19 protein-coding genes are annotated in these 23,641 nt (G+C 70.6%); 8 read left to right on the top strand and 11 right to left on the bottom strand.

Translation table 11 applies throughout. The features are described 5' to 3' along the window. Window positions 1-89 precede the first annotated feature (89 nt). Window positions 90-833 carry a hypothetical protein gene (locus tag ABD292_RS20885; RefSeq protein ID WP_344209637.1) on the bottom strand — a complete coding sequence of 248 codons (744 nt, stop codon included), beginning with the start codon at window positions 831-833 and terminating at the stop codon, window positions 90-92. A gap of 191 nt (window positions 834-1,024) precedes the next feature. Between ABD292_RS20885 and ABD292_RS20880 the strand changes: the two genes are divergently transcribed. Next, the gene (locus ABD292_RS20880) at window positions 1,025-1,897 is read left to right on the top strand and encodes a sugar kinase (protein WP_344209635.1); all 873 of its coding nucleotides are present in this window, start codon (window positions 1,025-1,027) and stop codon (window positions 1,895-1,897) included. A gap of 3 nt (window positions 1,898-1,900) precedes the next feature. Here the strand turns inward: ABD292_RS20880 and ABD292_RS20875 are convergent, their stop codons facing one another. Further along, window positions 1,901-5,179, bottom strand: a complete 3,279-nt coding sequence (locus ABD292_RS20875) for a discoidin domain-containing protein (protein ID WP_344209633.1) — start codon at window positions 5,177-5,179, stop codon at window positions 1,901-1,903. A 238-nt stretch (window positions 5,180-5,417) separates the two neighbouring features. Between ABD292_RS20875 and ABD292_RS20870 the strand changes: the two genes are divergently transcribed. The 5 genes from ABD292_RS20870 to ABD292_RS20850 all read left to right on the top strand — a co-directional run bounded on the left by ABD292_RS20870 (window position 5,418) and on the right by ABD292_RS20850 (window position 11,170). Continuing rightward, complete coding sequence (locus ABD292_RS20870) at window positions 5,418-6,407, top strand: LacI family DNA-binding transcriptional regulator (RefSeq protein WP_344209631.1); 990 nt, start codon at window positions 5,418-5,420, stop codon at window positions 6,405-6,407. 93 nt (window positions 6,408-6,500) lie between these two features. Continuing rightward, a complete protein-coding gene (locus ABD292_RS20865; RefSeq protein ID WP_344209629.1) occupies window positions 6,501-7,853 on the top strand; it encodes an ABC transporter substrate-binding protein in 1,353 nt (450 codons plus the stop codon). Window positions 7,854-7,858: 5 nt separating this feature from the next. Beyond that, entirely contained in the window at window positions 7,859-8,725 is an 867-nt protein-coding gene (locus ABD292_RS20860; protein ID WP_344209627.1) for a carbohydrate ABC transporter permease, read from the top strand. Further along, complete coding sequence (locus ABD292_RS20855; RefSeq protein WP_344209625.1) at window positions 8,722-9,657, top strand: carbohydrate ABC transporter permease; 936 nt, start codon at window positions 8,722-8,724, stop codon at window positions 9,655-9,657. The genes ABD292_RS20860 and ABD292_RS20855 overlap by 4 nt, the downstream gene beginning before the upstream one ends. A 4-nt stretch (window positions 9,658-9,661) precedes the next feature. Then, the gene (locus tag ABD292_RS20850; RefSeq protein ID WP_344209623.1) at window positions 9,662-11,170 is read left to right on the top strand and encodes a glycoside hydrolase family 13 protein; all 1,509 of its coding nucleotides are present in this window, start codon (window positions 9,662-9,664) and stop codon (window positions 11,168-11,170) included. A 10-nt stretch (window positions 11,171-11,180) separates the two neighbouring features. On the opposite strand, the gene ABD292_RS20845 is transcribed toward ABD292_RS20850, so the two are convergent. From ABD292_RS20845 to ABD292_RS20810, 8 genes are all read right to left on the bottom strand, one after another. Next, window positions 11,181-11,885, bottom strand: a complete 705-nt coding sequence (locus tag ABD292_RS20845) for a phosphotransferase (RefSeq protein ID WP_344209621.1) — start codon at window positions 11,883-11,885, stop codon at window positions 11,181-11,183. Further along, complete coding sequence (locus tag ABD292_RS20840) at window positions 11,882-12,877, bottom strand: LacI family DNA-binding transcriptional regulator (protein ID WP_344209619.1); 996 nt, start codon at window positions 12,875-12,877, stop codon at window positions 11,882-11,884. Before ABD292_RS20840 ends, ABD292_RS20845 begins: the two co-directional genes overlap by 4 nt. A 32-nt stretch (window positions 12,878-12,909) precedes the next feature. Next, window positions 12,910-14,271 (bottom strand): GH1 family beta-glucosidase, encoded by a 1,362-nt coding sequence (locus ABD292_RS20835; protein WP_344209617.1) that lies wholly within the window; start codon window positions 14,269-14,271, stop codon window positions 12,910-12,912. Continuing rightward, complete coding sequence (locus ABD292_RS20830; RefSeq protein ID WP_344209615.1) at window positions 14,268-15,071, bottom strand: carbohydrate ABC transporter permease; 804 nt, start codon at window positions 15,069-15,071, stop codon at window positions 14,268-14,270. Before ABD292_RS20830 ends, ABD292_RS20835 begins: the two co-directional genes overlap by 4 nt. Continuing rightward, window positions 15,068-16,033, bottom strand: coding sequence for a carbohydrate ABC transporter permease (locus ABD292_RS20825; protein WP_329584209.1), 966 nt, complete (start codon window positions 16,031-16,033; stop codon window positions 15,068-15,070). The genes ABD292_RS20830 and ABD292_RS20825 overlap by 4 nt, the downstream gene beginning before the upstream one ends. Further along, window positions 16,030-17,319 (bottom strand): ABC transporter substrate-binding protein, encoded by a 1,290-nt coding sequence (locus tag ABD292_RS20820; protein ID WP_344209612.1) that lies wholly within the window; start codon window positions 17,317-17,319, stop codon window positions 16,030-16,032. The genes ABD292_RS20825 and ABD292_RS20820 overlap by 4 nt, the downstream gene beginning before the upstream one ends. 242 nt (window positions 17,320-17,561) lie before the next feature. Further along, entirely contained in the window at window positions 17,562-18,452 is an 891-nt protein-coding gene (locus tag ABD292_RS20815; RefSeq protein ID WP_344209610.1) for a serine/threonine-protein kinase, read from the bottom strand. A 165-nt stretch (window positions 18,453-18,617) separates the two neighbouring features. Beyond that, on the bottom strand, window positions 18,618-20,426 hold the full coding sequence (locus ABD292_RS20810) for an N-6 DNA methylase (protein WP_344209608.1): 1,809 nt from the start codon (window positions 20,424-20,426) through the stop codon (window positions 18,618-18,620). Between the two features lie 76 nt (window positions 20,427-20,502). Between ABD292_RS20810 and ABD292_RS20805 the strand changes: the two genes are divergently transcribed. Together ABD292_RS20805 and ABD292_RS20800 are read left to right on the top strand one after the other, a co-directional pair. Next, window positions 20,503-21,273: a PP2C family protein-serine/threonine phosphatase gene (locus tag ABD292_RS20805; protein ID WP_344209606.1), complete on the top strand. Its 771-nt coding sequence runs from the start codon at window positions 20,503-20,505 to the stop codon at window positions 21,271-21,273. Between the two features lie 112 nt (window positions 21,274-21,385). Then, window positions 21,386-22,501: a CHAP domain-containing protein gene (locus ABD292_RS20800; protein ID WP_344209604.1), complete on the top strand. Its 1,116-nt coding sequence runs from the start codon at window positions 21,386-21,388 to the stop codon at window positions 22,499-22,501. A gap of 15 nt (window positions 22,502-22,516) precedes the next feature. Here ABD292_RS20800 and ABD292_RS20795 read toward each other — a convergent pair whose 3' ends face one another. After that, entirely contained in the window at window positions 22,517-23,572 is a 1,056-nt protein-coding gene (locus tag ABD292_RS20795; protein ID WP_344209602.1) for a glucose 1-dehydrogenase, read from the bottom strand. Window positions 23,573-23,641: the final 69 nt, after the last annotated feature.

The following is a 23,641-nucleotide window of genomic DNA, read 5'->3' as shown; positions in this document are numbered from 1 at the left end:
GATCGCTAAACCCCTGCCCAGGTAAAACCTGCTGAAAAGCCGGAGGCCCGGCCCCCGTAAGGGGACCGGGCCTCCGGAGTGGTGCTTGCTCAGCGACGCCACCAGGAACCGTAGACGCGCACGTAGTCGGCGCGGCTCGTCGAGCTGTTGAGCTCGTCGTTCCCGGCGAACGAAGCGCGGAACCAGCCGCTCTTGTACGCCTTGGTCTTGGCGAAGAACTTGCCGTCCCACTTCGTCGTGGTGGAAGTGACCCACTTCCAGGCGCTGTGGCCGTTGGCGCGGTAGAAGATGTTCACCTTCTCGCCGCGGACGCCCTTCCACCGGTGGTCATCGGCCTGGAGCCGACCGGAGAAGTAGATCGACTTGCCCTTGCGGACCTTGTACGGCTCGGCCTCGAAGCGCGAGACGCGCGTGTCGGCCTTGGTCTTGGCGAGCTCGACCGCGAAGTACGCGTCGTCCTTCGCCACTTCCTTGCCGGCGTCGTCGAACGCCACGGCCGTGGCCTTCCACTTGCCGGGCTGGTCGCCGTCGGAGAAGCCGACCGAGAAGCGCCAGCTCTCCAGCGGCTTGACGTCCTTGGCGCGCAGCGTCCGGACGCCGTCGACCGGAGCGACGCTCACTTCGACCTTCTTGACGTCCGAGCCGGCCCGGACGTGGATGAACGCGGTGCTCTCCTCACCCTTCTTCACCACGACAGGGTTCGGCGTGATGCTGCGGATGAACAGGCGGGTGTCCGCCTTGGTGGCGGTGCTGGCGGAGGCGGCCCCCGCCCCCGTGACGAGCATGGCCCCGCCCACGAGGGCGGAGACGAAACCCAGTGCGATCTTTCTCATGAGGGTGCTGATTCCTCTCCCCGTATCGCTTCAGAGCCGGCCCGGGGTGGCCGGACTCCCTCTACTACTGTGAGGCACGAAAAGGGGCAAAGGTTCGCTAAAGTTACGAGAAATTTTTGATCACGGCTTTAACCAGCACTTATGCGACCCAAATTCTTTTTCGGGCTGGATGACCTACTACAGTCTGTGCCATGACGGACGTCTACACGCTCGGCGAGCCCCTCGGCGTGGTCACGAGCGGCCGGGTCCGCCACGACGGGGAGGCCAGGCTCGACGTCTGCGGGCCGGAGTTCACGCTGGCCGTGGCGCTGGCCAGGCTCGGCCACGAGTGCGCCTACCTGGGCAAAGTGGGCGGCGACGAGCTCGGCGCGCGGGTCCTGACCGTCCTGCGCGGCGAGGGCGTGGACGTGACGGACATGCGGGTGTCGGAGGGGCTGCCGACGGGCCTGCTGCTCAGGGAGAGCCGTGTGGGCCGCGAGCCGCGCACGGCGCACTACCGCACCGGGTCGGCCGGCTCGCGCCTGTCGCCGGGCAACGTCCCCATCGACCGGGTGGGCGCGGCCAAGATGCTGCACGTCACCGGTCTGACGGCCGCGCTCGGCATCGACGCCCAGGACGCCGTGCGCGCCGCCGTCAGCGCCGCGCGCAACGCCGACGTGGTGATCTCCTTCGCCGTCGAGTACGTCCCGGAGCTGTGGCCGTCGGTCCGCGAGGCCGAGGAGGTGCTGAGCGAGCTGGCCTGCGCCTCCCACCTGCTCTTCCTCCGCCAGGACGAGCTCGACCTGGTCAAGCCCGCCCTCACCCCGGAGCGCGAGGTCGTCGTGAACCGCGGCGCGAAGGGCGCCACCGTGCGCGCCGACCGGATGCGCTACGACGTCCAGGGCTGGCAGGTGCCGGTGGTGGATCCGTCGGGCGCGGGGGAGGCGTTCGCGGCCGGCTACATCAGCGCCGCGCTCGACGGCCTCACCCCGCAGGAACGCCTGTACCGCGGGGCGCTGTTGAGCGCCGCCGCGGTGACGGGCGTCAGCGACTGGCAGGGGTTGCCCACCAGGGCCGAGCTGTGACGGTCAGTTGATCGTGAGGGTGAACGTCGAGGTCGTGTTCCTGATGTTCTGCGCGTTGCCGCTGAAGCGCAGGCCGGTGAACGTGGCCGACCCGACCGCCGGGCCCTGACCGGGCTCGGGCAGCTCGTTCACCCAGATCCCGAAGCCGGACTTGGCGTCGAAGGCGTCGCCGCTCTTCTGGGCGCCGCTGATCGAGACGTTGGTGAAGGTCGTGTCCTTCACCGGGTTGAGCGGCGTCGTCGGGCTGGAGTAGCCGGTCTGGAACATGATCCCGCTGTAGGTCGGGTCCACGATGTCCAGGTTGCTGACCCTTATGCCCTGGAACACCTTGGAGGAGGAGAACACCCACAGCGCCGGGAACGTCTGCTGCCCCCAGAAGTGGCCGCCCGCCCTGACCAGCGAGATGTTGTCGAACACGGTGGGCGGGCTCGCGCCGAAGCCGTGCATCGGGTAGCCGAAGTCGAGCGAGCTGATCGTCACGCCCGAGTAGACGAGCGTGTCGGCCACGTAGATGTTCCTGAAGGTGTTGTCGTAGCCGCCGTAGACGGCCACGCCCGCGGCCCGCCAGGTGAGCAGCGAGCTGAGGTTCTCGAAGACGTTGCCGTGCTGCTCGCCGGGGTTGTTGTCGGTGGCCGAGAACAGCGCGAAGCTGTCGTCGCCCGTGGCGCGGGTCTCGATGTTGGTGACGTGGTTGCCGGTGCTGCCGTTGGTGAAGTTGAGCCCGTCGGCGAAGGTGTTCCTGATCCGGGAGTTCTTCAGCGTCATGTCGTCGGTGTTGGTGCCCCAGTACATGCAGACCTGGTGCTCGACCCAGATGTTGTCGATCGTGATGTTGGCCACGTTCGAGAAGTCGAAGACCTTGCCGGGGCCGTCGATGCGGGCCGTGTAGTTGCCGAAGTAGGCGAAGCCCTGGAACGTCGTGCCGTTGGCGGTGGCGTCGGCGCGGAAGCCGATGTCGGTGTTCTCCTGGCCGGAGGGCGGGCGGAAGCGGGTGAACCACGGGCCCGCGCCGACGATCTTGATGGCCTTGCCGTAGACCTGGAACTTCGAGCCCGTCTGGTAGTCGCCGGCGGGCAGGTAGACGCCGGTCAGGCTGCTGTCCATGCGGGCCTTGTCCAGGGCGTTCTGGACGTCCTGGTGGGTGAAGCCGGCGGGGACGGCGTACTTGGCCGGGTCGGGGTTGGCGACCGCGGTCGCCTGTTCCAGGTCGATGAAGTCGATGGCGTACGTGCTGGTGTTGGCGGCGTCCTTCTGCAGGCGGATCTTGCTGCCCTTCGGGACGGTGGTGCCGAGCATCAGGTTCGCCTCGTCGTAGATGTGCCGGGGCGGGCCGGAGCCGGGGCTGTTGGTGGGCTGGTGCTCCGCGCCGTACAGCCAGGCGTGGCGGGAGGTCAGCGGGATCGCCTTGAGCAGCGTGCCGTTGACGTAGACGTTGAGCGTCGAGTCGATGCCGCCGCCGCCCGGGGCGTCGGGGATCGAGAAGCGGGTGACGAGGGTGTTGGTGTCGGCACGGGTGGTGAACTCGACGTAGGCGCCGGTCTGGTTGAGCGTGACCGCGCGGCGGCCGGACGCCTCGCCGGCGAGCGTGCCGACGTCCCTGCTCGGGCCGACCCGGGCCGCGCCGCCGCCGAGCACGGCGTCCTCGGCCTCGTAGGTGTCGTAGGGCATGTTCGCGCCGCGGCCCACGAACAGCGGCAGCTCGCTGGTGTTGTTGGCGCGCTTGACCGGCAGCTCGCCCGCGTCGTCGGCGAGCACGGTCCTGACGGTGTACCTGCCGTTGGCAGCCGTCCAGGTGCCGAGGGTGATCGGCGCGGTGGTCGCGCCGGCCGCGATGGCGCCGCTCACCGAGCCGGTCAGGGTGCGCACGACCGTGCCGCCGGCGTCGACGACGGTCAGCGTGACGCCGTGCGCGGCCGAGCTGGAGGCGACCGTGCCCTGGTTCCTGATCGCCACGCTGAACGTCACCGTGCCGCCCGCGGCCGGGTTGCCCGGCGTCCAGGCGACGGGCGCGGCGACCAGGTCGGCGGTGTCGACCGGCCGCACGGTGAGCGTGCCCGTGGTGGTGTTGTTGGCCTCGTTGAGCTCGGTGACCTTGTTGTCCTCGTCCACCTTGGCGGACAGCTGGTACGTCCCCGCGTCCCGCGCCCCGATGTTCGCCGACACGGTCGCCGACGCCCCCGCGGCCAGCGCGCCCACGGCGGCGGTGCCGACCTTGGCGGTGCCCGCGTAGAAGGTGACGGAGGTGGCGGCCGAGCCGGCGGTGCCCGCGTTCCTGACCGTGGCCGACAGCGTGACCGCGTCGGTCTCGACCGGCGACGCCGGGCTGGAGGTCAGGTTCGCCACGGTGAGGTCGGGGTTGGCCGACGGCGTGCCGAACACCTGGAACTCGGCGACCTGCCCGCCGGGCGCGCCCGAGTTGGCGGTGAACTGCAGCCGGACGTCGGCCGCCTTGCCGGTCACCGGGATGGTCACCGAGTTGCCCGTCGCCGGGTCGAAGGTGTAGGTCGCCGAGGCCACCAGGCCGGTGAAGGAGCCGGCGCTCTGCTCGCGGCCGAGGACCTGGAACGTCTGCGTGCGCCGGCCCCACGCCTGGGCCGGGTCGAGCTTCACGGTGATCGAGGTGAGGTCGGCGTTGGCGCCGAGCTGGACGGTGAGCTGCCCCGGGTAGGCGGCGCTCTCCCAGTACGTCCCCAGGTTCCCGTCGTTGGCGTTGGCGGCGACGTACGTGTGCGTGTGCGAGGACTCGGTGATCGGCCTGCCGAGCGCCAGGTTCGTCCCGGGCGGCGGCGGGCCGTCGTCGGCGGTGCCCCAGACCTCGAACTCCGAGAGCTGGCCGGCGGGCCAGCCGGTGTTGCCGGTGATCTGGACGCGCACGTACCGGGTGGTGGTCGCGGGGAAGGTGATGGTGGCCGTCGGGTTGAAGGTGTAGGTGGCCGAGGCGGCGATCGTGGTGAACGGGGAGGAGCCGGTGGCGCTGCCCTGGACGGTCAGCGTCTGCGTCCGGCTCGGCCAGCCGGACGGCAGCTTGAGCACCAGCCGGTTGACGCTCGCGCTGGTGCCGAGGTCCACCTGGATCCACTGCGGGAAGGCGTTGTTGGCCGACTCCCAGTAGGTGGCCTGGTTCCCGTCGGTGACGTTGGCGGCCGGGTAGACGTCGGTGAAGCTGCTCGCGGTGGCGGCCTTGCCGGCGGCGAGGTTGGTGTCGGCCGCGGCCTGTGCGGCGGTGGCCGGGGCGGCGAGGAGTCCGATGGCTAACGAAAGGGCGGCTAGGACAGCTCTCATGGGGGTGGCCCTTCGGCGGAGGCTAGTTGGCCGAACCATAGGATGTCGAGCAGATGGCCGCAATATTTCGACTGTATTTCGCAAAGGGATGACTGACTGAAGTCGGCGCGGAACGGCCGTCGGAGCTGGTCAACACCAGGTGGTGGGCCGGAAATCCATACGGGCACGCTGCAAGCGGCGTCGTCCGATCCACGTAATTCCTTGCAAGCGCTTGCGCTGCAGGCCGTATAGTTTGCGCATGACACGACGACTCGCAGAGGTGGCCAAGAAGGTCGGGGTGAGCGAGGCGACCGTCAGCCGCGTGCTCAACGGCAAGCCGGGGGTCTCCGACGCGACCCGCGAGGCCGTGCTGACCGCTCTCGACGTGCTCGGCTACGAACGCCCCACCCAGCTCCGCGGCGACCGGGCCAGGCTGGTCGGCCTGGTGCTGCCCGAGCTGCAGAACCCGATCTTCCCCGCCTTCGCGGAGGTGGTCGGCGGGGCGCTCGCCCAGCAGGGGTTCACCTCGGTGCTGTGCACCCGCACGGTCGGCGGCGTCTCGGAGGCCGACTACGTCGACCTCCTGCTCCAGCAGCAGGTCAGCGGCGTGGTCTTCGCCGGCGGCCTGTACGCCCAGGCCGACGCCGCGCACGGCCACTACGAGCTGCTGCACGAGCGCAAGCTCCCGACCGTCCTCGTCAACGCGGCCGTCCGGCACCTCGACTTCCCCCAGGTCTCCTGCGACGACGCCGTGGCGGCCGAGATGGCGGTGGCCCACCTGCGCGCGCTCGGCCACGAGCGCGTCGGCATGGTGCTCGGGCCGAAGGACCACATGCCCTCGCGGCGCAAGCTGGAGACGTTCCTCGCGGGGGGCGGCGACGCCGAGCTGGTCGAGCACACGATGTTCTCGCTGGAGGGCGGGCACGCGGCCGCCGCCCGGCTGGTCAGGCGCGGGGTGACCGGCGTGGTGTGCGCGAGCGACCTGCTGGCGCTCGGCACCGTGCGGGCCGCGCGCCGCGCCGGGCTCTCGGTTCCCGGCGACATCTCGGTGATCGGCTTCGACGACTCCGCGCTCATGAACTGCACCGAGCCGCCGCTCACCACGGTCCGCCAGCCGATCGACGCGATGGGCCGGGCCGCCGTGGACCTGCTGGTCGCGCAGATCGACAAGGCGGTGGTCCCGGCCGACGAGCTGCTGTTCGAGCCCGAGCTGGTGGTACGGGCCTCCACGGCGCGCTGCCCTGCGTAACACAGTCGTTATCTTGCAATAGAGCGTCGAAATATTGCGTCCGTGTGTCGCTGATCCTATGGTGTGGGCACCTCGCATCAGAAGGGTCAGACCATGCGGAGATCCACCGGACTCTTGCTCGTAACCGCGCTCGGCCTCTCGGCGACCGCCTGTGGCTCCGGCGAGTCGCCGCAGCCCGCGGCCTCCGGCGGGGCGGCGAACGTGTCGATCACGGTCGCCTGCCAGCCCGCCAAGACCGCCCCCCAGGACCGCAAGGCATGGGACGAGGACGTCGCCGCGTTCATGAAGGCGCACCCCGGCGTGACGGTGAAGAGCACGGACCAGCAGCCGTGCTTCGACCCCAAGACCTTCGGGCCCAAGCTGGCGGGCGGCCAGATGGAGACCGTCTTCGTGGTGCCCATGACGAACTACGACGACGTCATCGCGCAGGGCCAGGCCCTCGACATCACGCAGTACACCCGCTCGGTCAAGAACTGGAACGACCTGCGCCCCGACCATCGCGAGCTGCTCACCAAGGACGGCAAGGTCTACGGCGTCCCCAACGTGCACTACAGCGTCGGCCTGGTCTACAACCGCGCCCTGTTCACCAAGGCCGGCCTCGACCCCAACACCCCGCCGAAGACCTGGGCCGAGGTGCGCGAGGCCGCCAAGAAGATCGCCGGCCTCGGCGCCGGCTACGTCGGCTACGGCGAGTACTCCGGCGGCAACACCGGCGGCTGGCACTTCACCCAGGCCATCTACGGCCGGGGCGGCAGCATCCTGACCGACGACGGCAAGAAGGCCGCGTTCAACTCGCCCGAGGGCAAGGCCGTGCTGCAGAACCTGCACGACATGCGCTGGGTCGACAACAGCATGGGCAGCAAGCTCCTGGTCGGCTGGGAGTCGCTCATGATGGCCATGGGCAGCGGCAAGGTCGGCATGATGCTCGGCGCGCCCGACGTGGTCACCGACGTGGTCACCAAGTTCAAGGGCAACGTCGACGACTACGGCATCACCGGCTTCCCCGAGGCCAAGGCGTCGCTGAGCGGCGGCGAGGCGTACATGATCAACCCGAAGGCCACGCCCGAGCAGGCCAAGGCCGGCATGGAGTGGATCGACTTCCGCTTCAACACCGTCGGCAAGGGCCGCTTCGACTTCGCCCGCGGCAAGGCCATCGGCAACCCGGTCGGCGTCCCCGACAACGCCGTCTACGGCGACTCGCCCACCGGCAAGGCCCTCCAGGAGGAGCGGGTGAAGAACGCCTCGCTGCCCGTGGAGAACTACCAGACGTACGTGGACGCCGCCGCGACCGTCCCGCCGAAGGCCGAGCCCCCGCACGCGCAGGAGCTGTACGCCATCCTCGACGTGGCGATGTCCGGCGTGCTGAGCCGTAAGGACGCGAGCGTGGACGAGCTCCTGGCGGACGCCGAGACCAAGGCCAACGCGATGCTGGCGGCCAAGGGCTGACCCTGATGCGGATCTTGAGGCGCAATCTGACGGCCTACGGGTTCCTCTGCGCGGCGTTGTTCTGCTTCACGGTGTTCGCCTGGTATCCGATGGTCAGGGAGTTCATCCTGAGCTTCCAGCGGACCGACCTGATCAACCCGCCCGAGTGGGTGGGGCTGGACAACTTCAAGGCGGCCGTCGCCGACCCGGCCTTCGGCGAGGCCTGGCTGAACACCGTGGAGTTCACCGCCCTGGCGCTGCTGTGCGGCTACGCCGTCCCGTTCGCCGTCGCGCTCGTGCTGAACGAGCTGCGCCACGCCCGGGCCTACCTCAGGTTCGTGGTCTACCTGCCGGTCATGCTGCCGCCGATCGTCGCGGTGCTGCTGTTCCGGTGGTTCTACGATCCCGGGCCCGGGCTGTTCAACCAGATACTCGACTTCTTCCACCTGCCGACGCTCGCCTGGCTGGACAGCTCCTCCACGGCGCTGATCTCGCTGGTCATCGTCTCGACCTGGATGAACATGGGCAGCGCGACCCTGATCTACCTGGCCGCGCTGCAGAACATCCCGCCCGAGCTGTACGAGGCCGCCGAGCTCGACGGCGCCGGGATCGTCAAGCGCATCCGGCACGTCACGATCCCGCAGACGCGGCTGATCCTGCTGCTCATGCTCATGCTGCAGATCGTGGCGACCATGCAGGTGTTCATCGAGCCGTACATGCTGACCGGCGGCGGCCCGGAGAACGCCACCGTCAGCGTGGCCTACCTGATGTACCAGTTCGCCTTCTCGCAGATGAACTACGGCCAGGCCGGGGCGCTCGGCATGATGCTCATGCTCGCGCTGCTCGTCTTCGCCGCCTTCCAGCTGCGCACCACCCGGGAGGACCAGGCATGATCGCCGTCGGCGCGGGCACGGCCGGCCGGAAGGGCAGGCGTGGCGCCGGAAGGCGTCCGAAGCCGATGCAGGTGCAGTTCAGGACGATCGTCTCGCCCCACCAGCTCAACAGCCGGTGGGGGCGGCGGATCTACTGGCTGGTGCTGGTCTCCGTCGTCCTGCTGTTCACCCTGGCCTTCGTCTTCCCGCTCTACTGGATGGTCACCGGCGCCATGAAGACGCCGGACGAGATCGCCGAGATGCCGCCCACACCGGTGCCCCGGGACCCGACGCTGGACAACTTCGTCGAGGCGTGGGACCTGTTCGACATCGGCACGCTGCTGGCGAACACCGCGTACTACGCCTTCGGGGCCTGGCTGTTCTCCATGGTGGTGGACGTGTCGGCGGCGTACGCGCTGTCGAAGCTGCGCCCGGTGTTCGGCAACGTGATCCTCGGCGCGATGCTGGCCACGCTGATGATCCCGCCGATGGTGATCCTCATCCCGCTCTACGTGACGATCGTGGACCTCGGGCTGCTGAACAACCCGTGGGGGCTGTGGTTCCCGGCGGCGGCCAACGGGTTCAACATCTTCCTGCTCAAACGCTTCTTCGACTCGATCCCGCGCGAGCTCATCGAGGCGGCGCAGATCGACGGCGCCGGGCCGGTGCGCACGCTCTGGTCCGTGGTGCTGCCGGTCTCCCGGCCCATCCTCGGCGTGGTGTCCATCTTCACGATCGTCACCGCCTTCAAGGACTTCGTCCTGCCGCTGCTGGTGATGACCGACAGCGAGAAGATGCCGATCAGCGTGGGGCTGTCGCAGACCGCAGGGGCGGTCACCCAGAACCAGGTCATGGCCGGCCTGGTGATCGCCGGCATTCCCATGATCATCGTCTTCTTCGTCTTCCAACGACACATCATGGCGGGCCTCACCGCCGGAAGCATCAAGGGATAATCGCATGTCGAAAACGTGGTGGCGGGGGGCCGCGATCTACCAGGTCTACCTGCGTAGTTTCGCCGACGGGAACGGCGACGGCGTGGGCGACCTCGCCGGCCTGCGATCCCGCCTGCCGTACCTGAAGGACCTGGGGATCGACGCCATCTGGCTCAACCCGTGGTATCCCTCGCCGATGGCCGACGGCGGCTACGACGTCGCCGACTACCGGGACATCGAGCCGGTCTTCGGCACGCTCGCCGAGGCCGAGGCGTTCATCGAGGAGGCGCACGAGCTCGACATCAAGGTCATCATCGACGTCGTGCCCAACCACAGCTCCACCGAGAGCGCATGGTTCAAGGAGGCGCTGGCGGACCCGGCGGCCCGCGACCGGTTCTGGTTCGCCGACCGGCCGCTCAACGACTGGCAGTCCATCTTCGGCGGCTCCGCCTGGACGCAGGTGCCGGACGGGCAGTGGTACCTGCACCTGTTCGACCCGGGGCAGCCGGACTTCAACTGGGCGAACCCCGAGGTCCACCAGGAGTTCGAGGACGTGCTGCGCTTCTGGTTCGAGCGCGGCGTGGACGGCTTCCGCATCGACTCGGCGGCGCTGCTGTTCAAGTCGGACACCGCGTACGAGGACCTCGACGGCGTCCACGACGTCTACCGGCGCTGGCGCGAGATCGCCGACGAGTACGGCGAGCGCGTCCTCATCGGCGAGGTCTGGCTGCCCGACCAGGAGCGCTTCGCCCGCTACCTGCGCCCCGACGAGCTGCACACGGCGTTCAACTTCGACTTCCTGTCCTGCCCGTGGGAGGCCGCCGAGCTGCGCCGGGTCATCGACCTGACGCTCGCCACGCACACCCCGATCGGCGCGCCCCCGACCTGGGTGCTGTCCAACCACGACGTCACCCGCCCGGTCACCCGCTACGGCCGCGCCGACACCACCTTCGAGCACGGCGGGCGGCTCCACGGCACGCCGTCCGACCTGGAGCTCGGCCACCGGCGGGCGCGGGCGGCGGCGCTGCTGGCGATGGCGCTGCCCGGCTCGGTCTACGTCTACCAGGGCGAGGAGCTGGGCCTGCCCGAGGTCGAGGACCTGCCGGACGAGCGGCGGCAGGACCCGATGTACGCCAGGTCGGGCGGCACGAACCCCGGCCGCGACGGCTGCCGCGTCCCGCTGCCGTGGTCGGGGGAGGAGCCGCCGTTCGGCTTCGGCACGGGCACGCCGTGGCTGCCCCAGCCGGACAACTGGCGCAAGCTGACCGCCGAGGCCCAGCTCACGGACCTCGGCTCGATGCTCAACCTGTACCGCGAGGGGCTGCGCATCCGGGCCGAGTCGCTCGGCGACGGCACCCTGACCTGGCTGCCGCTCGACGGCGACGTGCTTGCCTTCCGCCGCGACTCGGGCCTGACCTGCGTCACCAACCTCGGGCCCGGCCCGATGCCGCTGCCCGAGGGCCGGCTCCTGCTGGCCAGCGGCCCGCTGGAGGACGGCGCGCTCCCCGCCGACACCACGGCCTGGCTCGCCTAGCGGCCTCGTCTCACCGCCTGGCCCCGCTGGGGTCGCGGAGCCAGGCGGTCAGCGTGCGCCCCAGCACGGCGAGGTCCCACGCGGCCGGGGCGGTCATGCACTCCTCGAAGTCGTTCCAGAGCAGCCCGCGCGGCGTGGCCAGCAGGTTGCCGGGATGCGCGTCGCCGTGCACGGCCTGCCCGCCGTCCCGGGGCAGCCGCCCGGCCAGCTCCTCGTGACCGGCGCGCAGCCGGGCGTGGGCGCCGGGATCGATCCGGCCGTCCACGACGTCGAGCAGCCGAGCGGGCTCGTCCAGCGCCGGCCACAGGACCGGCAGCTCGCCCGGGAAGCCGCGCAGGGCCTCGTGCAGCCCGGCCAGCCCCTGCCCGGCCTCCTCGGGCGAGATCACCCGCTCCGGGTCGTGCTCGGCGTACGTCCAGAACGTCACCACGAAGCCGTCCCGCAGGTGCGGCCCCGGCGGCAGCAGGTCGCTCGGCGGCACCACCGGGGCGCCCGCGCGGTGCAGGTGGGTCACCACCTCCAGCTCGCGCCGCAGCACCTCGTCCGGCCGCGCGCGCCCCATCGCGGTGACGGTCGGCACGCGCGCCACGACCGGCGCGGGCCGCAGGTGGACGCGCAGGTTGAAGGAGTCGTGGAGCAGCACCGGCTCCTCCACCAGCACGCCGTGCGCACGGGCCACGGCGACCGCGGCCGCCACGGCGGAGGCCGTCGTCACGCCGACTCGCGGATCACCAGCTCGGTGGGCAGGATGACCGGGTCGCCCGGCCCGCCTTCGAACAGGCCGAGCAGCAGGTGGACCATCGCCGTCGCCTGGTCCGTCACCGGGTGGCGCAGCGTGGTCAGCGGCGGCTCGGTGTACTTGGCCGCCTCGATGTCGTCGAAGCCGACCACGGCCACGTCGTCGGGCACCCGGCGACCGGCCTGGCGCAGCGACTGGAGCGCTCCCACGGCCATCAGGTCGTTGGCCACGAAGACGGCGTCGAGGCCGGGGTCGTCGCCGAGGAGCTGGCGCATCGCGATCGCCCCCGACTCGCGGGTGAAGTCGCCGACCGCGACGATCGAGCGGCGGTCGGAGTCGCGCAGGACGTTGCGGTAGCCGGCCAGGCGGTCCTGGCCGGCGATCATGTCCTGCGGCCCCGCGATGGTCGCGATGCGGCGCCGGCCGATCTCCACCAGATGGCGCACGCCCGCCTCCGCGCCGCCCACGTTGTCGTTGTCCACGAACGGGATGTCCACCGGCACGGCGGGCCGCCCGTACGACACCACCGGCACGCGCAGCCGCGACAGCGCGGACGGCAGCGGGTCGGCGCCGTGCATGGAGATGAGCATGACGCCGTCCACGTGCCCGCCCGAGATGTAGCGCTCGACCCGGGCGTGGCTCTTGGCGTTGGACGCCAGCATGAGCACGACCTGTTTGTTGGCCGACTCGAGCTCCATCGACGCCGACCTGATCACCGTGGAGAACAGCGGGTCCTCGGAGAAGACCCGGGTGCCGGGCTCGCTGATGACCAGCGCGATCGAGTCGGTGCGCTGGGTGACCAGGCTGCGCGCGGCCGAGTTGGGGACGTAGCCCAGCTCGTCGATGGCCTGCAGCACGGCGTCGCGGATGTGGGGCGCCACCGTCGTCTGCCCGTTGACGACGCGGGAGGCGGTGGCCCGCGAGACACCCGCCCGGGCGGCGACCGCCTCCAGGGTCGGGCGTCTCATGACTGCACCAGAAGGGAGAGCACGTAAAAAATCTACAGGCCGTTTCTGGCGATGACGTCGCGGTACCACAGAGCGCTGTCCTTGAGGGTGCGGTTCTGCGTCGCGTAGTCCACGTGCACGATCCCGAACCGCCGCCGGTAGCCCTCCGCCCACTCGAAGTTGTCCAGCAGCGACCACACGAGGTAGCCGCGCAGGTCCGCGCCCGCCTCGACGGCCCGCCACACCTCGCGCAGGTGCCCGTCCAGGTACGCCACCCGGTCCGCGTCGTGCACCCGCCCGTTCTCCACGACGTCGTCGAAGGCCGCGCCGTTCTCCGTGACCATGAGGCCGACCTGCGGATAGTCCTGCGAGAGCCGGACCAGCAGGCGCGACAGGCCGTCCGGCACGATCGGCCAGCCCATCGCCGTGGTGGGGGCGTCGGCGGTGGCGAAGCGCACGTCCTCCGACCCCGGCCAGGCGGCGTCGGCGGGCAGGCCGGGGCCGGCCTCGACGACGCACGGGTTGTAGTAGTTGACGCCGATCAGGTCGATGGGCGCCCTGATGGTGTCGAGGTCGCCGTCGCGGATGTGGTCCGTGCCGCCGTTGCGCCGGGCCGCCGCCAGCACCTCCTCCGGGTACGTCCCGTACACGGCCGGGTCGAGGAACTGCCGGGTGAGCAGCGCGTGGATGCGGTCGACGGCCGCCGCGTCGGCCTCGCCGGGCACCGCCGCCGGGTCGTTCACCTGCGCCGGGGTGAGCACGGGCGAGGAGTTGACCACCAGCATCACGCTGCCGGGCCGCAGCCGCCTGGCCGCCAGGCCGTGGCCGAGCAGCAGGTGGTGGGCCGAGCGCAGCGCGCTCGCGGCGTCGCGGCGGCCCGGCGCGTGCACGCCGTTGCCGTAGCCGAGGTAGGCGGCCACCCAGGGCTCGTTCAGCGTCGCCCAGTTGGTGACCCGGTCGCCGAGCCGGGCGTGCACGGCCTCGGCGTAGTCGGCGAAGCGGTGCGCGGTGTCGCGGTCGGTCCAGCCGCCGCGCTCCTCCAGGGTCTGCGGGAGGTCCCAGTGGTAGAGGGTGACGTAGGGCGTGATGCCCGCGGCCAGCAGCTCGTCCACGAGCCGGTCGTAGAAGGCGACGCCGCGCGGGTTGACCGGGCCCGAGCCGTCCGGCTGGACGCGCGGCCAGGCGATCGAGAACCGGTACGCCGCCAGGCGCAGCTCCCGCATCAGGGCGACGTCGTCCCGGTAGCGGTGGTAGTGGTCGCAGGCCACGTCGCCGGTGTCGTCGCCCGCCACGTTCCCCGGGGTGTGGGAGAAGGTGTCCCAGATGGACTGTCCCCGCCCGTCCTCCTTGACCGCCCCCTCGATCTGGTACGAGGCCGTGGCGGCGCCCCAGACGAAGTCCTCGGGAAAGATCATCCCTTCACAGCTCCTTGCATGATTCCGCCGATGATTTGCTTGCCGAACAGCACGAAGACGGCCACCAGCGGCAGCGTGCCGACCGCCGTGCCGGCCAGGCCGAGCACGTAGTCGTTGACGTAGCCGCTGGCCAGGGAGGACAACGCCACCTGGACCGTCGGATTGTCCGGATTGAGCACGACCAGCGGCCAGAAGTAGTCGTTCCAGGCCGACATGAAGGTGAGCATGCCGAGCACGGCCGCCGCCGGCCGAGCCGCGGGCAGCACGACGTGCCAGAACAGCCCCCACGTGGTGCAGCCGTCCACCCGCCCGGCCTCCAGCAGCTCGGTGGGCAGCGCCCGCGACAGGTACTGGGTCATGAAGAACACGCCGAAGGCGTTGACCAGCGCGGGCACGATCAGCGCGTAGTTGGTGCCGGTCCACTCCAGCTTCACCATGAGCATGTAGAGCGGGATGATGCCGAGCTGCGCCGGGACCATCATGGTGGCGACGGTGATGACCAGCATCGCGTTCCTGCCGCGGAACCTCAGCTTGGCGAAGGCGAACCCGGCGAGCGTGGAGAAGAACATCACCGCGATCGAGATCGACCCCGCCACGATCAGGGAGTTGACCAGCGCCAGCCCGAACGGCACGGTGTCGAAGACCCGGGAGACGTTGGCGAAGAAGTTCCCGCCGGGGATCAGCGGCGGCGGCACCTGCGCGAGCGCCGAGTTGTGCCGCGAGGCCACGACGACGCTGTAGTACAGCGGGAACGCCGAGAAGAACGCCACGGCCGTCAGGGTCAGGTAGCGCAGCCTCATACGATCCCTCCCTTCGCCCTGCGGGTGATGAGGAAGTTGACGCCGGAGACGATCACCACGGCCAGGAACATCAGCCAGGACGCGGCCGAGGCGTAGCCGAAGTCGAAGGTCGAGTTGGCGAAGGCCTGCTCGTAGACGTACAGCGCCAGGGTCTGGAACTGGCGGTCGGGGCCGCCGGTGGCGAAGGTGCCGCCCCCGCTGCCGGTGCTCTGCGCGAAGAGCATGGGCTCGGCGATGATCTGCATGGCGCCGATCGTGGAGACGATGACGACGAAGATGATCGTCGGGCGGATCATCGGCAGCGTGACGCTGCGCAGCTGCCGGAAGCTGCTCGCGCCGTCCAGGGTGGCGGCCTCGTACAGCTCGCGCGGCACGGCCTGCATGGCGGCCAGGAAGATCAGCGCGTTGTAGCCGGTCCACCGCCACATGATCATGACGGACAGGGCGACGTGCGAGGTGGCGGTGCCGGCCGCCCAGTCGATGTTGCCGACCCCGAACCACGACAGCATCCAGTTGATCAGGCCGAAGTCGCGGCCGAAGAGCTGGCTGAAGATCACCACGACCGCCACCACGCTGGTGACGTTCGGCAGCAGCAGCGAGATCCGGAACAGCGTCTGCAGGCGCAGCCGCCGGTTCAGCAGGTGCGCCAGCCAGATGGCGAGCAGGAGCTGGGGGGCGGTGGACAGCACGCCGATGGACAGCGTGTTGAAGGTGGCGTTCCAGAAGTAGCCGTCGGCCAGCAGCGTCGAGTAGTTGCCGAGGCCGACGAACTCCTGGGTGTCCGACAGCAGCGTCCACTCGTGCAGGCTGACCCAGGCCGTGTAGATCAGCGGGAACAGGCCGAACGCGCAGAACAGCAGGAAGAAGGGCGCGACGTAGGCGTACGGCGACACCCTCATGTCGAGGGTGTGCCGCACGCTGCGCCTACGCCGCCGCGTCGCCGCGAGGGGGTAGGTGCTCATTTGATCTTCTGTACGTCCTGAAGGACCTGGGCCCACGCCTCGTCCGGCGTCTGCTTGCCCTGCTCGACGCGGCCGAGGCCGTTGCCGATCGCCACCCGGACGTCGGCCTCCTTCGGGCCGAGGTGCTGCGGCTTGAGCGCCTTGGCGGCGTCGGAGTAGATCTTGCCGATGGGGGCGTCACCGAAGAACGGCTTGGTGAAGTTCTGGATCGACGGGTCGTCGTAGAGCGACGGGATCGACGGGAACGTGCCCTCCTCCTTGAACACCTTGGCCTGGTTGTCCTTGGAGGTCAGGAAGTCGATCAGCTCGGCGGCCTCCTTGGGGTGCTTGCTCTGCTTGGGCACCATGAGGTGCGAGCCGCCGCTGTTGCCCGAGCCGCCGGGAACAGTGGCGATGTCCCACTTGCCGGTCGCGTCCTTGGCCTGCTCCTGGATGAAGCCGGTCATCCAGGCCGGGCAGATGATCGTGGCGAACGAGCCCTTGGCGAAGCCCGTGTTCCACGGCGGGGAGAAGGCCGCGAGCTTGGCGGTCAGGCCCTCCTGGGTGAGCTGGTTGGACAGGTCCCAGGCCTTCTTCACGTCGGGGTTGGACGCGACGATGATGTTGTCCTGGGCGTCGTACAGGCCGGTCGGGGCCTGGTTGACCATCGCGCGGAAGATCTCGCCGGGGGAGTCGGTGAACTTCGCGCCCGCCACGTCGGCCGCGGCGAACTTCTTGCCGGTCGCGATGTACTGCTCCCATGTCGGCCACAGGGCCGCGACCTCGGCGCGGTCGGTGGGCAGGCCGGCCTTCTTGAACAGGTCCTTGCGGTAGCACATGGCCAGGCCGCCGACGTCGGTGCCGAGGCCGAGGACCTGCCCGCCGTCCTTGCTGAGGCCCTGCTGCCACTTCCAGTCGAGGTAGTCGGACTGGCGCTTGTCGAGGCCGAACTGCTTGAGGTCGACGAACTTGTTCGGCTGGGCCGTGAAGGTGCTGATGTAGCCGACCTCGACCGCTTCGACGTCCCCCGCGCCGGCGTTGGTGGCCAGCCGCTTGACCAGGTTGTTGTGGTGGTCGTTGAACTGCGTGACGTTCTCGACGATCTCGATGTTCGGGTGGGTCTTCTTGTACTCCTCGTAGAGGGGCTTGAAGCCGAAGTCGCCGAAGAGCCCGACGGTGAGCTTGATCTTCTCGCCCGGCTGCGCGCTCGCCGGTGCGGCGGCGTTCCCTCCGCCTCCGCCGCCGCACGCGGCGCTGAGCAGGGCCGCGGCGAGCAGGGGGACGGCAAGACGGATCCGAGGGGTCATGGAACCCTCCTGGGTTGTGCGTGGGGGACAGGTGAGAGAGCGCTCTCTCAGAGAGTCGTGCGGCTCACCTGCCTGTGTCAACCGGGGTTAGATAACGATCGCCGTTACCCGAGAGAGCGTTCCCCGAAATGTTTCAGTCTGCCTGCGGGCTGGGTTAGGCTGCCCCGGATGCACGAACGAGACCCCCGCTCCCTCCCGCCACGGGCGCCGCGCCCGCCCCCGCCGCGCACACCGACCGGGGGTCAGCCGCCGAGGACGCGGCCCGCCATGCGGGCGTACATGCCGCCGGGGCTCGGCGCGGGCGCCAGGAAACCCGGCAACTGGGGCAGGCCCACCGCGAACGGGTCGAGCCGCTCGTACAGCTCGTTCGCGTCCGCGGGCCGGTCCTCGGGCTGCTTCTCCAGCAGCTGCGCCAGCAGCGCCGCGAGGCCGGGCGGCAGGCCGGGCACGGCCGGCGGCTGCTCCTTGACCTGCTTCTCGAAGACCACGTAGTCGGTCGGCCCGGTGAAGAGCTGGCGGCCGGTCAGCATCTCGTGCAGCACGCAGCCCAGCGAGTAGAGGTCGCTGCGCGGCTCGGCCACCCCGTGCTGGATCTGCTCGGGCGCCATGTACGCGGGCGTGCCCAGGATCTGCCCGATCCTGGTGAACGTGGTGACGTCGGCGTCCCGCAGCAGCGCGAGGCCGAAGTCGAGCACCTTCACGCTGCCGTCAGGGCAGAGCATGAGATTGGTCGGCTTGAGGTCGCGATGGCAGATCGCGAGGGCGTGGGCCGCCGACAGCACCGCGCACGCCTGCGCCGCGATGGCCGCCGCCCACGGCACCGGCAGCGGGCCGTGCTCGCTCACCACGTCGGCCACGGTGACGCCCTCGATGAACTGCATCACCTGGAAGAGCCGCTGCTCGTGGGTGCCGAAGTCGTAGAGGACGGGCGCGCCGGGGTGCTCCAGCCTGGCCAGGATGCGGGCCTCACGGATGAAGCGCCGCTCCAGCTCGTGATCGGGGCCGCTCGGCAGGCGCAGCAGCTTGACCGCGACCCGGCGGTCGAGGTGCCGGTCGTGCCCCGCGTAGACCGCCCCCATGCCGCCCGTACCGAGAGGGAGGTCGTCGAGCACATACCGGTCGCCGATGACCATAGCCCCTCCCTCCCACCTTTGCGAGAAAAACTACACCGTCAGGACGGCGAGGGAGCGCCGTCGCCTGGAGGAGCGGCGGGAGCGTAGCGACCAGAGCGGGGGAAGGCGATGGCGTAGGGCGACCGAGCGCGCCTCGCGGAGCGAGGCCATGGGCACGCGCCTGCCTCACGGAGTGAGGCCGTCAGCAGGGTGGAGGTGGCCGTCGGCCAAGCCGTCGAGGCCCAGTCTGATGAGGGTGTGGCCGAGGGTGGAGGTCTCGCGGATGGCGTCCTCCAGCACGGCGAGCTGACGGAAGGCCTCGCCGTACGCCTTCTGCTCCTTCAGCGGCAGCCGGGGCAGCCGGGTGCGGCGCACGTCGAACCTGCTGGAGCCGGTGGTCGCTCGCCCGCCCGCGGCACGCAGGTAGCCGGCCAGGAAGTCGGGGTCGAGCCGCCGGCCGTCCACCCGGTAGAGGGTCAGGTGGGGGCCCAGCGCCGCCCCGCCCTCGGCGATCACGCGCACGCTGGAGTAGGACGCCACGACGTCGCCGGACCGCAGCGTGACCAGGCCCTGCTGGGCGGCCGCCGAGCCGGAGGGCGGGCTGCCGCTGAGCACGTCGTCGGCGGTCAGCACGGGCACCTCGCCGCCGTCGGCGACCATCTTCGCCGGAGCCTGGATCATGGTCACCAGGCCCTCCTTGATCAGGTCGCCGAGCGTGATGGCGGGCTGGTCGAGCGGCTGCTCCAGCACCTTCAGGTCGGGCGGCGACGCGCTCGCGGCCAGGAACCGGTCACGGACCTCGGCGAACGCCTTGCCCACGTCGTCGCGGCGCTGGTGGCGGGCCGGGGTCATGTCGACCTCGTCGGCCAGCAGGTCGATGATGCGTACGGTCTGGTCGGAACGGTCCTCCAGGTAGGCCCGCCAGGCCGGCTCGACGAGCTCCAGGTCGCCGGCGGCGTCGAGGATCAGCACCTCGGACGGGGGCCGCTCGCCCGGCCTGGGCCGGCGCAGCAGCCACAGGTCGGCGCCGGGCAGCGCGACGACGGCCCGCAGGGCGCCCGCGCGCAGCAGGTTGGCCCGGATGCGGCGGCCCGCCTTGCGGCTGGCGGCGGCCGGGGGCATGAGGATGGCGACCGCGCCGCCGGGCTTGACGTGCGTGAGGCAGTGCTGGACCCAGGCGAGCTCGGGCTCGCCGCGCGGCGGCAGGCCGTACTCCCAGCGCGGGTCGCCGGTCAGCTCCTCGTAGCCCCAGGCCCGCTCGTTGAACGGCGGGTCGCACACGACGGCGTCGGCCCGCAGGCCGGGGAAGGCGTCGGCGCGCATGGCGTCACCGGCCACGACCTCGGCGTCGAGGCCGCGCAGCCGGAGCCGGGCCGCGGTGATGGCCGCCGAGGTCTCGCTCAGCTCCTGGCCGAGCACCTTGGCCGGGCGGCGGGGGGCCTCGCCGCCGGGTCGCGGGGTGCGGTCGAGGGCCAGCAGGAGCGTTCCGACGCCGCAGGCCGGGTCGAGCAGCGTGCCGCCCTCGGCGCGGACCAGCCGGACCATGAGCTCGGCCACGTCGTCGCGGGTGACGGAGAGCTGCCTCGAGTGGGCCTCCAGGTAGCGCTCGCACAGGAACTCGTACGCGGTCAGCGGCTCGTGCCGCTCGGCCAGCTCGGTGACGAGCCCGGCGAGCTCACCGTCGAGCCCACCGCCCGTGGGGGTGTGGTGGCCGGTGAGCAGGACGCCCGCCTGGGCCACCAGCTCGCCCAGCCGCAAATCACCCGCGGCTTTCAGGCGTTGCCATACCCGATCTCCCAGGGAGACCTGGTAGGACTTCCCATAGCGGCGCAGCCAGGACTCGATCTGGGGCAGGGAGAACAGCGGCTGATTGGCGGTGCCGCCCACCGGTTGGGGAAAATCGTCGTGGCGGCGGCGCCAGTTGCTGACCGCGGCACGCCCGACACCGGCGAGCCGGGCGATGTCCCCGGCGTTGACGGTCGGGTCGTGGCTCATGGTGCCCACAGTACGTCACAAGAGTCTTCAGCGCATCTGCTTGTGAAGTCTTTCAACCAATGATTTACTGCGGTGTATGAAGCACAACATCCGCTATGCCGCCGGATCAGATGTGGGCCGTCGCAGGGAGCAGAACGAGGACTCCGGCTACGCGAGCGGCCGGTTGCTCGTGGTGGCCGACGGGATGGGCGGTCACGCGGCGGGCGAGCTGGCGAGCTCGGCCGCCATCGCGGTCATGCGCGAGCTGGATGCCACGCTTCCCGAGACGGGCGCCGACCTGGAGGCCGCACTGGAGAGCGCGGTGGCCGAGGCGGGCCGCCGGCTGGTCGAGCTGGCCGACATCGACCCGGCGCGCCGGGGGATGGGCACCACGGTGACCGCCATGCTGTTCGACGGCTACCGTTTCGCCTTGGCCCATCTCGGTGACTCCCGCGGTTATCTGCTGCGCGACGGCGCTCTTTATCAGATGACCAAGGATCACACACTTGTGCAGTCGATGGTGGACGAAGGCCGGATAACGGAGGACCAGGCCGCGGTGCACCCCCGCCGCTCCATGGTGCTGCGGGTGCTGGGCAGCGAGGGGCGGGCCGAGCCCGACATGGCGCTGCGCGAGGCCGAGCCGGACGACCGCTATCTCCTGTGCTCCGACGGGCTGACCGCCGTGCTCGGCCCCGAGATGCTGCACGAGGTGCTGACCACCGTCGCCGATCCCGTCGTGGCGGTGCAGCGGCTCATCGACCTGGCCAACGAGGGCGGCTCGCCGGACAACGTGACCGTGATCGTGGCGGACGTGGTCGCGCAGGGAGCGGGCGACGTCGCGGTCTACCGCGTCGGCGCGGGCGCGTGAGGGCCCTCCTGGCTCACCGGTCACACCAGTCACTTAGCCGATATTTCATCTCATAGCAAGACACTTTCCGGGTGGCCCGCGCAATTTCCCGATGACGCTATTACAGTCCATCGTGGTTTTGTCGGTTTTCCCCGGAGGAGTCACCCTGGACCCGATCGCCCAGAGGCTGCTGGAGACGGTACGGCAGGAACTCGGCTACAAGGAGAAGAGCGGCCAGTTCACCAAGTTCGGCCAGTGGTACGCGGATCGCGTCCAGGACAACCAGTTCCGCAACGCGCCCTGGTGCGACATGTTCCTCGCCTGGGCGGCGGACAAATCGGGCCTCACCCCCTACGTCGGTGAGTTCGCCTGGACCCCCTCGCACGCCGCCTGGTTCATGAAGCAGGGCGCCTGGAGTCAGCGGCCCGAGCCGGGAGCCCTGGTCTTCTACGACTGGCGCGGCGGCAAGTCCTACAAGGGCATCGACCACGTCGGGATCGTCGAGCGGGTCAAGGGTAAGAAGATCCACACGATCGAGGCGAACGTGGACGGGGTCTGGCTCAAGCGCAAGGTCCGCGAGACCGACAAGGTCGTCGGGTACGGCGTCCCGCGCCTGGTCAAGGCCAACGCCGACCGGGCCGGCGAGATCCCCGGCACCGAGCAGCCGTTCGTGCGGCCCCCGCAGTCCGCCACGGGCGTGAGCTCGCCGCTGGACTTCCTGGGCACGCCGCCCGCGCTGCTGGCCGCGATGGTGCTGGCCACCGTCCTGCTGTCCTTACGTTTCACCCGCCGACGCGGCATCCACCGCCGCTTCACCTGGCCGTGGCCGGTCGCGTGGCCGTGGAACGAGCCGGACGGGCCCGGCGGGACCGAGGAGGCGGAGGCCCGGCGCCCCGCGCCGATCCCCGAGACCTTCCGCGGCAAGCTCACCCGCGTCGGCGCCCCGCCCGTCCCGAGACAGCAGCGAAAGCCCTCCCGCCCGGGCGGACGCCCGGAGGAGCCCGAGCAGCCCCGCGGCAGAGAGCCCGAGACGGCCCGCGCCAGGGAGCGCGAGACGGCCGGCGCCAGGGAGCGCGAGACGGCCGGCGCCAGGGAGCGCGAGACGGCCGGCGCCAGGGAGCGCGAGCCGGTCCGCGTCGGCGGAGGGCCGGGCCCGGAGGCGAAGGCCCAGAAGGCCCAGAAGGACACCGGCGCGGCCGTCGCCCGTCACTCCACCCCGTCCCGCCGCAAACCGTACGATCCCCGCTGAAGCCCGCTCCGCCCCTCAGGAGGCGTTGAGCTCGACCACCACCTTCACGTCCCCCTGGGCCGGCTCGAACGCCTGCGTGGCCCGCTCCAGCGGCACCCGCCGCGTGATCAGCCGCTCCAGCCACCCCAGCTCCGCCTTGGCCAGGGACTCGGCCGCGGCCGCGAAGTGGTGCTGGTTGGCGTTGACGGTGCCGAAGACCACGTCGTTCTCCAGCACGATGTCCCGGTTGATCACGCCCGCGTCCACCCGGTGCGTACGCCCGCCCGCCGCGAGCCCGCACAGGCAGACGATCCCGCTGGCCGCCGTGGCCGTCATCGCGTCGATGACGAGCTGCCCCGCCCCGGTGCACTCGATGATGATGTCGGGCTGGAGCCGGGCCAGCGGCGCGAGCGAGGAGTCGGAGTGGTAGGTCCCGCCGAGCGCCTCCACCAGCTCGGACTTGAGCCCCTTGGGTGAGCGGTCCACGACGTGCAGCTCCAGGCCGCGCTGCCGTCCCATCATGGCGGCCAGCAGCCCGATCGGCCCCGCGCCGGTCACCAGCAGCTTGGCGGGCTCGAAGTAGGCCCGCGAGCCGATCCGCCAGATCTGGTCCCACGCCTTGGCCACCACGGACGCGGGCTCGGTCAGCACGCCGACGTGCTCCAGCGACGGGTCCAGGCGCACCGCGTACTCGGCCTCGACGGTCCAGCGCTCGCTCGCGTAGCCGTCGCGCTCCTTGATGCCGCGCTCGGTGTACTGGCCGTTGCGGCACATGTCGAACTCGCCGCGCGCGCACGCGCCGCACGGCACGGGGTCGGGGCGGCGTACGACGCCGACGACGAGGTCGCCCGCCGAGAACGAGGAGTCGTCAGGGGCCTCAAGGACCCGCCCGAACGACTCGTGCCCGATGACCATGCGCTCCCGGCCGGTCGGGGGCCAGCCGTACTCGGCCGCCGCCAGCTCCCTGTCGGTGCCGCAGATGCCGAGCGCGAGCCCTTCGACGAGCAACTCGCCCGGACCTGGCGTGGGTTCTGGCAGGTCCGTGACCTCCAGCGTGCCCCGTTTTCCCGGCGCGAACGTCAGTGCGCGCATCGGCCCCACCTCCTCGCCGGGTCCCCTACCCCACAGGTTCCTGGGAAATAGTAGGACGTCCTAGTATCT

The organism is Nonomuraea bangladeshensis (assembly GCF_039529455.1).
Taxonomy (GTDB): Bacteria; Actinomycetota; Actinomycetes; order Streptosporangiales; family Streptosporangiaceae; genus Nonomuraea; species Nonomuraea bangladeshensis.
Note: the sequence above shows the minus strand (reverse complement) of the source record. Positions and strands in the feature narration are given on the sequence as shown.